Source organism: Bradyrhizobium sp. Leo114 (genome assembly GCF_055229415.2).
This window is the reverse complement of record NZ_JBUYEN020000051.1, coordinates 38,580-47,494: the sequence shown is the minus strand read 5'-3', so window position 1 is coordinate 47,494 and position 8,915 is coordinate 38,580. Positions and strand designations below refer to the sequence as shown.

The window sequence follows — 8,915 nt, the reverse complement described above, 5'->3', positions numbered from 1 at the left end:
CATCGCGCAGGGAAAGCCGGAATGCTTCGGTTGAACCTGTGGTCCTACCCCCGTGCTTTTTGTTGCACGGGACCCATGGGTGCAACCGGCACCCGGCTTTCCCTGCGCCCTCTGATATCGAGGAGGGTGAAACGAGACGCAGAGCTCGGGCATATCATGCCGCGAGAATGCGAACTGCTGCTTTCTCACACTCCACCGTCATGCCCCGCCACCGGGTCTCGCCTTTGGCGAGCCCGATGACAGGCTCCGGCGGGGCACCCAGTATCCGGGGGCTTCTCGGCTCGAGCACGACCGCCTCTGGAATACTGGATCGTCCGATCAAGCCGGACGATGACAGCGGAAAGCTGTTTGACATTTGAATCAGAAAGCCACCGCGTCATTGCGAAAGCACCACAAACCGCTCACGCCTCCGCGTCCAGCACCTTCTTCACCGCGGGCCGCGCGGCCATGCGGCTTCGGTGATCGACCACTTTCGGCAATGCCGCCAGATCGACGCCGTCGCCCTCCAGCCACTGCGCCATCGTGAAGAGATAGATGTCGCAGATCGTGAAGGCTTCGCCCATTACCCACGGGCCTTTCAGCATGTCGCGTTCGACCAGCGCGAAACTCGCGCCGACCGTTTTCGGGATCATGCGTTTCATGTCGGCAAAGGAGGATTCGTCCGCAGCCCAGCGATAACCGCGCATCTTGTGGGCATGCGCGACATGCAGCGTCGAGCAGAGATAGCTGTTGAACGCCTGCACTTGCGCGAACGCAAAGGCGTCATCGAGCGGCGCCAGTTTCGCCTGCGGAAAACTCTGCGCGATAAAAGCGAGCAGCGCGGGTGTCTCGGTGAGGACGCCATGATCGGTGACCAGCGCCGGCACCCGTCCCTTCGGGTTGACCTTGAGATATTCCGGGCTGTTCTGCTGGTTGGTCTTGAAGTCGATCCGTTCGATCGTATAGGGCGCACCGGCCTCTTCGAGCGCGATGTGCGAGGCGAGCGCGCAGGTGCCGGGGGTGTAATAGAGCTTGAGCATGTTTCATCCCTCATTCAGAGGGATACGAAGTTAACGGCGCCCTCTTGCCCCGTCCATCCCCGCGCCGACTGGCTGGCTCAGCGAACGGCCTTTGCCGTCTCCACCAGGCGTGCGCTGGTCGATGCCGTCGCGAGCACGACGCCGTCTTCCGCCAACAACCTGCCCTCCACGAAGGCGACGGTCTTGCCGAGCTGGGTGACCCTGGCCTCGCCGATGATCGGTCCAGGTCTCGCCGGCACCAGGAAATTCACCGTCATCGTGATGGTTGCGGTGTAGAGCTTGCCGTCGGTCATGACGAACACCGCCGGGCCCATCGTGTCGTCGAGCATCGCCGACAACATGCCGCCCTGGACAAAGCCGGCCGGGTTGCAGAACTCCGGCTTGCCCTCGAAGCCGATCCGGATCCAGCCTTCGTCCGGGCGCGCATCGAGCAGGTGCCAGCCAAGCAGCTTCGAGCAGGGCGGCGTGGCGAGACGGTCAAGCGCGGTCGCGATCATGGGAGCCTCCGTTGGTGCTCCCAGCTAACGCAAGGCTACTGCCAGCATGCTGTCAGCAACCTCACGTGCCGAGCCCATGCGCGACCACCTTGCGCATCACGTTCGGGAACGCTTCGTCCGCGAGGGTGGCGACCGGGACCCAGCGCATCCCCTCTGGCGCCCGCGTGCGCGGCGGAACGGTTGCGGTATAGACCGCAAGCTCGAGTGGAAAATGCGTGAAGACGTGAGTGACGACGCCGGCCTTGCGGTGCCAGCGCGTCACGCCCTTCAGAGATGGCGCCTGCTCGAGTGCAGCCGCGTCGTCCTGTCCGGCCAGCCATTCGGAGGTCGGCACTTCCGTCATGCCACCAAGCAGACCCTTCTCGGGGCGGGTGCGGACCAGGAGCTCATCGCCGCGGATGACGACAAAGGCCGCGCCCGAGCGCAGCGCGCCACTCTTCTTCGGTGTCTTGCGCGGAAAGCTCTCCTGGTCGCCGCGGGCGCGCGCTGCGCAATCGTCGCTGAGCGGGCACAGCGCGCAGGCCGGCTTCTTCGGCGTGCAGATCGAGGAGCCCAGATCCATCAGCGCTTGTGCACTGTCGCCGGCGCGAGAAGGACCGAGCAGCGTGCTCGCCAATTGCTGGATCAGCGGCTTGGCCTGCGGCAATGCCTCCTCGACCGCGAACAGCCGCGACACCACGCGCTCGATATTGCCGTCGACCGGCATGGTGCGGCGGTCGAAGGCGATCGCGGCGATTGCGGCGGCTGTGTACGGCCCGATCCCCGGCAGCGTGCGAAGCCCCTCCTCATCATCGGGAAAGATGCCGCGATAATCGCGCAGCACCGCCACCGCGCAGGCGTGCAGGTTGCGCGCCCGGGAATAGTAACCGAGCCCGGCCCACATCCGCAGCACATCGTCCAGCGAGGCGCGCGCCAGCGAACCGACATCCGGCCAGCGCGAGACGAATTTCTCGAAGTACGGCCCGACCGCCTTGACCGTCGTCTGCTGCAACATGATCTCCGACAGCCACACCCGGTACGGATCGGCCCGCTCACCGGCAGGCGCGCGCCACGGCAGCCGGCGGCGATGCCGGTCATACCAGGCCAGCAGCAGGGCGGGACGTGCGGCGACCGCGTCAGGCGGTTGTCGTGATTTTGTCGTGGTGGCTGCGCGAGACCTCATGCGATGACTTTAATGTTGGCGCCCGAATCTCTCCACGTCATGCCCGGGCTTGGCCCGGCCATCCACGCCTTTCTTCGTACCGGAATCGGGGTGGTTCCTGGGGTCAATCCCGAAGTGCTATAAGGACCCATGTCAAAACCCGGCCCGATCAGCGCAAAGCCGCTCTCTATCCTGCTCAACGACGTCTTCTCCGACGCCTATGCCAAGCAGGGATTCGCCGCGCGCGAGCTGGTAACGCGGTGGGCGGAGATCGCGGGGACCGAGATCGCGCGGTATTCGGAGCCGATGAAGATGCAATGGCCGCGGCCGGTGGAGGGGCAGCCGCAGGAGCCGGCAACATTGGTGCTCCGGGTCGAGGGGCCGATGGCGCTGGAGATCCAGCATTCCTCCGACCGCATTCTGGAGCGGGTCAACCGCTTCTTCGGCTGGCACGCGGTCGGCCGGCTGGCGCTGCGGCAGGCGCCTCTGTCCCGGCGGGAGCGCCCGGTGCGGCCGCGGCCGCCGGACCCCAAGGCGGTGGCGGCGGTCGAAAAGACCCTGTCCGCCGTGGAGGACGAGGCGCTGCGTGCAGCACTGGCGCGATTGGGGGCCTCGATCAAGCGAAATTGAGACTTTTTTGCGTGGCGGGCCTTGGAGCGCAGCATTGCCACAATCACCATTTCAAGCTAGCGAAAGCTCGCTTTTTTAGACCTCTTTTAGGCGTGCATGCGCCAATCCGGGAGCCGACCTTGATCATCACGCGCCGCGCCTTCACCGCCGCTTTGTCACTGACTGGTCTTGCCGCCCTGATCGGTCTCTCGCCGCTGCGCCTGATTTCGGAGGCGATGGCGCAGACCGCCGCCGATGTCGCCAAGCCGCAATCACTACCGGACATGGCGCTCGGCCCGCAGAACGCCCCGGTGACAATCACTGAATACGCCTCGATGACCTGCCCGCACTGCGCGAACTTCAACGACACGGTATTCCCGAAGATCAAGTCGGAATTCATCGACACCGGCAAGATCCGCTACGTGTTCCGCGAATTCCCGCTCGACATCAAGGCCGCCGCCGGTTCGATGCTGGCGCGCTGCATCGCCAAGGATGACGCGCCGAAATATTTCGCAGTCATCGACCTGTTGTTCCGCCAGCAGAACGACTGGGTGATGAAGAACACCACGGAGACGCTGACGCGAATCGGCAAGCAGGCGGGCCTCAGCCAGCAGCAGGTCGAGGATTGCCTGAAGGACCAGGCGCTGCTCGACAAGATCGCCGCTGACCAGAAATACGCCAACGACGTGCTGAAGGTGAATTCGACCCCGACCTTCTTCATCAACGGCGAGATGCTGAAGGGCGAGACCTCGTTCGATGAATTCAGCAAGCGCATCAATTCATTGTTGAAAAGCTGATTCGTCCACAGCTATTCGCAACATCAGATAAACCAAGCAAAAGCCTTGGGAAAAGCCCGAGGCGGCGGTTGCCGGTGCGCTCCGGCCTCGCCATTGTCGCGGCCACAGCCGCAGCGAGCGGTCCGCCTGCATTACCGACATTGCCTTTCATGGTACTGTCACGGCTGGGAGATTCGCGCCCGGCCAACAGAGATTTGTGTTCATGAAGCTCACGCGCCTACGCCTCCACGGTTTCAAATCGTTCGTTGAACCCACCGACTTCATGATCGAGCCGGGCCTGACCGGCGTGGTCGGACCGAACGGCTGCGGCAAGTCCAACCTGGTGGAAGCGCTGCGGTGGGCGATGGGCGAAACCTCGCACAAGTCACTGCGCGCCGCCGACATGGACGCGGTGATCTTCGCCGGTTCCGGCAATCGCCCGGCGCGCAACCACGCCGAAGTCGTGATGACGATCGACAATTCCGATCGCACGGCGCCGGCCGCGGTCAATGACAGCCAGCTCCTGGAAATCTCCCGCCGCATCGAGCGCGAGGCGGGTTCCGCCTATCGCATCAACGGACGTGACGTGCGCGCGCGCGACGTGCAGCTCCTGTTCGCCGATGCCGCGACTGGCGCGCGGTCGCCGGCACTGGTGCACCAAGGCAAGGTCGGCGAGATCATCCAGGCCAAGCCGGAACAGCGCCGCCGCATCCTCGAAGATGCCGCCGGCGTCGCCGGCCTGCATGCCCGCCGCCATGAAGCGGAACTGCGGTTGAAGGCAGCCGAGACCAACCTCACCCGCGTCGAGGACGTGATCGGCCAGCTCACCGGCCAGATGGACGGGCTGAAGAAGCAGGCGCGGCAGGCGATCCGCTACCGCGAGGTCGCCGCGAAGGTCCGCAAGTCCGAGGCGATGCTGTTCCACCTGCGCTGGATCGAGGCTCACGCTGACGTCAACGATGCCGCGCAGACGCATGATCTCGCCGTTCGCGAGGCGGCCGAGCGCACCCGCGAGCAGGCGGAATCCGCGCGCATCCAGGCAATCCGCGCGGCCGAACTGCCGGCGCTACGCGAGGCGGAAGCCCGCGCCGCCGCGGGCCTGCAGCGGCTCAACAATGCGCGCGAGATGCTCGATCGCGAGGAGGAGCGTGCCAAGGAACGCGTTTCCGAACTCGACCGGCGCCTGGCGCAGTTCGTTGCCGACATCGCGCGCGAGCAACAACAGACGGCAGACGCCGACGTCGCGCTGCAGCGGCTCGACACCGAGGACGCCGAGCTGAAGGAAGAGATCAAGTCTCGGGTCGAGCAGCGCTCCGGCGTCGACGAGCGCGTCGCGGAAGCGGAAGCCATGCTTGCCGAAACCGAGCGCCGGTTCGCCGAGCTGACCACAGAGCTTGCCGACCTCACCGCCAAGCGCAACCAGCTCGAAGCCGGCGTGCGCACCCATCGCGACCGGCTCGCCCGGCTCGACCATGAGATCGCAAGCGTCCAGGCCGAGGAGGAGCGCCTCGCGCAGGAAACCGGCTCGCTGGGCGACATCGATGTGCTCGCCGCCGCGGTCGAGACCGCGCAGCAGACGCTGGCCGAGGCCGAAGCCACCGTGCAGGCGAGCGAAACCGGTCACGTGGTCGCGCGGCAGACGCTCGAAGCTTCGCGCAGCCCGCTGACCGAAGCAGAGAAGCGCGTGCAGCGGCTCGAGACCGAGGCGCGCACCATCTCCAAGATCCTCAATGGCGAGACCAAGAATCTGTGGCCGCCGATCATCGACGGCATCACGGTCGCCAAGGGTTATGAGAAGGCGATCGGCGCCGCGCTCGGCGACGATCTCGATGCGCCCGTCGATCCCTCGGCACCGATGCGCTGGACCAATGTCCCCGCTAGCGAGGACCCGGCGCTGCCCGAAGGCGTCGATTGCCTTGCCAACCACGTGCAGGCGCCGCCGGAACTGGCGCGCCGCCTCGCCCAGATCGGCGTCGTGGCAAAGGAGCGCGGCGCGGAGCTGGTGTCGCAATTGAAGACCGGCCAGCGGCTGGTGTCGCTCGAGGGCGACGTCTGGCGCTGGGACGGTTTTGTCACCGCCGCTCACGCGCCGACCGGCGCGGCGCGGCGCCTCGCCGAGCGTGCCCGCCTCGTCGACATCGAGCATGAACTCGAGCAGGCGCGCAACGAGGTGATCACCAAGCGGCAGGCGCTGGAGAATGCGGAAGCCGAATTGCGCGCCGCCTCCGCCGCCGAGACCGCCGCGCGCGAGGCGGTGCGTGCCGCGCGTCGCGAGGGCGATGCCGCGCGCGAGCGCCATGCCGCAGCCGAGCGCGAGATCAACCGCCACGCCGCGCGCAAATCCGCGCTGACGGAAGCGCACAACCGCCTCGCCGCCGACCGTGCCGAAGCCGAGGCCGCGCACGAGAACGCCGATGCGGCGCTCGCCGAATTGCCGCCGAGCATCGAGGCTGAAAGCCAACTCAACGCGGTCCGCAGCGAGATCGAGAACCGGCGCCGCGTGGCCGCCCAGGTGCGCGCCGAAGCGCAGGCGCTGGCTCGTGAAGCCGAGCTCGCCGACCGCCGCGTGCAGGCGATCCTCGCCGAGCGCAATGAGTGGCAGAACCGCAAAGCAAGCGGCGCCTCGCAGATCGGAACGATTGAGGCCCGCATCACCGAGCTGACCGCAGAGCGCGAGGAGCTCGTCAATGCGCCGGAGGTGTTTGCGGAGAAGCGCAGCGCGCTGATCAGCGAGATCGAGTACGCCGAGAACGATCGCCGCGGCGCCGCCGACGCGCTCGCCGCTGCTGAGACCGCGATGGCGGACACCGACCGCACCGCCAAGGCCTCGCTGGAAGCGCTGTCGAGCGCCCGCGAGGCGACCGCCCGCGCCGAGGAGCGGATGGAAGGAACTCGGCGTCGGCTCGCCGATATCGAGCGCGAGGTCCATGACATGCTCGAGGTTGAGCCGCAGGCGTTGGCCAGCCTCGCCGAGATCGAGCCGGGCGCCGAACTGCCGCCGGTCGGCCAGATCGAGGAAGAGCTCGAAAAGATGCGCCGCGATCGCGAACGCCTCGGCGCCGTCAATCTGCGCGCCGAGGAAGAGCTGCGCGAGGTGGAGACCCAGCACACCGGGCTCACCACCGAGCGCGACGACTTGGTCGAAGCGATCAAGCGCCTGCGCCAGGGCATCCAGAGCCTCAACCGCGAAGCACGCGAGCGGCTTCTCACCTCGTTCGAGACCGTCAACAGCCACTTCAAGCGCTTGTTCGTCGAGCTGTTCGGCGGCGGCGAGGCCGCGCTGCACCTGATCGAGAGCGACGATCCGCTCGAGGCCGGTCTCGAGATCATCGCAAAGCCCCCTGGCAAGAAGCCGCAGTCGCTGTCGCTGCTCTCGGGCGGCGAGCAGGCGCTGACCGCGCTGGCGCTGATCTTCGCGGTGTTCCTGACCAACCCTTCGCCGATCTGCGTGCTGGACGAGGTCGACGCGCCGCTCGACGACCACAACGTGGAGCGCTGCTGCAACCTGTTGCACGAGATGACGGCCTCGACCGAGACGCGCTTCATCGTCATCACGCACAACCCGATCACCATGGCGCGCATGAACCGGCTGTTCGGCGTCACCATGGCCGAGCGCGGCGTGTCGCAACTGGTCTCGGTCGACCTCGAAGGCGCAGTCGGCATCCTGGATCAGCACGTGGCGTGAGCGGAGCGTCAGCTTCGTCATTGCGAGGAGCGACAGCGACGAAGCAATCCATCTCTCCGCAAGCGGCGCCATGGATTGCTTCGCTTCGCTCGCAATGACGGAGGGATGGTGCGCTACAAATGATCTCGCCCGACCTTCCCGCCGAACTGAAAGCGGCACTCGACGCGAGGCTGCAGGGGGTTTCGCGCAATGAGGCAGCAAGTCGCGCCGCCGCGATCTCGCGGACCTACCGCGACGGCGGCGGCTCGGGCACGATCAAATCAGAGACCGATGCGCTCGCCTATGCGCTGGCGCGGATGCCCGCGACCTACGCGGCCGTCGCCGCCAGCCTGAATGCGCTCGTCGAAATCAGGCCGGATTTCGCGCCGACGTCGCTGCTCGATATCGGCGCCGGGCCGGCTACGGCGAGCTGGGCGGCGGCGCAAGCCTTCTCGTCGCTGCAACGCTTCGCCCTGCTCGATGCCAACGCCAGCTTGCGCGCACTGGCGCTTGGGCTCGCCGGCACGCGGCTGCGCGACGCGCGCTATGAGTTGGGGCCGGCGCGGAAGCTGCTCGCCGACGCCGAACCGGCGGATATTGTCGTCGCGAGCTACATGGTCGGCGAGATCGATGAGACCGAGCGAGCCGCGCTCGCACGCCTGATGTGGGAAAAGGCGGGCGAGGCGCTTGTGATCGTCGAACCTGGCACGCCCGCGGGCTATGCGCGGATCATCGCGCTGCGGGCGGAACTGATCGCGGCCGGCGCACATGTCGCAGCGCCCTGCCCGCACGACGAACAATGCCCGCTTCAGGCGCCAGACTGGTGCCATTTCAGCCAGCGGCTCTCCCGCTCGCGCGCGCACATGCAGGTAAAGGGCGCCGAGGTGCCGTTCGAGGACGAGCGGTTTGCCTATGTCGCGCTGACGCGGACACCCAGCGCGAACCGCCCGTCCCGCGTACTGGCGCAACCCGTAGTCGGCAAAGCGGAAGTGACTGCAAAGCTCTGCACACCGGCCGGCCTCTCGTTTGCAAAGATCCCCCGCCGCGCCAAGGCCGACTATGCCCACGCCCGGCGCTGGCGATGGGGCGATGCCGTGCCGAACGCTTGAACTAATTCCCTGCCCGATCCGACCAAAGCATGCCTGTCGCTGGGCAGGCTGACGCGTGCCACGATTTTCGTCTAGGCTCTGCGCGCAATCCCATCAGGAG

7 protein-coding genes are annotated in these 8,915 nt (G+C 66.6%); 4 read left to right on the top strand and 3 right to left on the bottom strand.

What is annotated here, in order from left to right; translation table 11 throughout:
• Nucleotides 1–401: 401 nt before the first annotated feature.
• The 3 genes from ACZIRK_RS37535 to mutY all read right to left on the bottom strand — a co-directional run bounded on the left by ACZIRK_RS37535 (nt 402) and on the right by mutY (nt 2,678).
• Nucleotides 402–1,019: a glutathione S-transferase family protein gene (locus ACZIRK_RS37535; RefSeq protein ID WP_474419230.1), complete on the bottom strand. Its 618-nt coding sequence runs from the start codon at nt 1,017–1,019 to the stop codon at nt 402–404.
• 77 nt (nt 1,020–1,096) lie between these two features.
• A complete protein-coding gene (locus ACZIRK_RS37530) occupies nt 1,097–1,516 on the bottom strand; it encodes a PaaI family thioesterase (RefSeq protein ID WP_474419229.1) in 420 nt (139 codons plus the stop codon).
• A 61-nt stretch (nt 1,517–1,577) separates the two neighbouring features.
• Nucleotides 1,578–2,678, bottom strand: coding sequence for an A/G-specific adenine glycosylase (gene mutY / locus ACZIRK_RS37525; RefSeq protein WP_474419228.1), 1,101 nt, complete (start codon nt 2,676–2,678; stop codon nt 1,578–1,580).
• Nucleotides 2,679–2,807: 129 nt separating this feature from the next.
• On the opposite strand from mutY, the gene ACZIRK_RS37520 reads away from it, so the two are divergent.
• The 4 genes from ACZIRK_RS37520 (at nt 2,808) to ACZIRK_RS37505 (ending at nt 8,815) form a co-directional block, all read left to right on the top strand.
• Complete coding sequence (locus ACZIRK_RS37520) at nt 2,808–3,287, top strand: DUF721 domain-containing protein (RefSeq protein ID WP_028167440.1); 480 nt, start codon at nt 2,808–2,810, stop codon at nt 3,285–3,287.
• 119 nt (nt 3,288–3,406) lie between these two features.
• Nucleotides 3,407–4,063: a DsbA family protein gene (locus ACZIRK_RS37515; protein ID WP_130231715.1), complete on the top strand. Its 657-nt coding sequence runs from the start codon at nt 3,407–3,409 to the stop codon at nt 4,061–4,063.
• A 202-nt stretch (nt 4,064–4,265) separates the two neighbouring features.
• On the top strand, nt 4,266–7,727 hold the full coding sequence (gene smc / locus ACZIRK_RS37510) for a chromosome segregation protein SMC (RefSeq protein WP_474419227.1): 3,462 nt from the start codon (nt 4,266–4,268) through the stop codon (nt 7,725–7,727).
• Between the two features lie 119 nt (nt 7,728–7,846).
• Nucleotides 7,847–8,815: a small ribosomal subunit Rsm22 family protein gene (locus tag ACZIRK_RS37505; RefSeq protein WP_130228197.1), complete on the top strand. Its 969-nt coding sequence runs from the start codon at nt 7,847–7,849 to the stop codon at nt 8,813–8,815.
• The last annotated feature ends 100 nt before the right edge of the window (nt 8,816–8,915 follow it).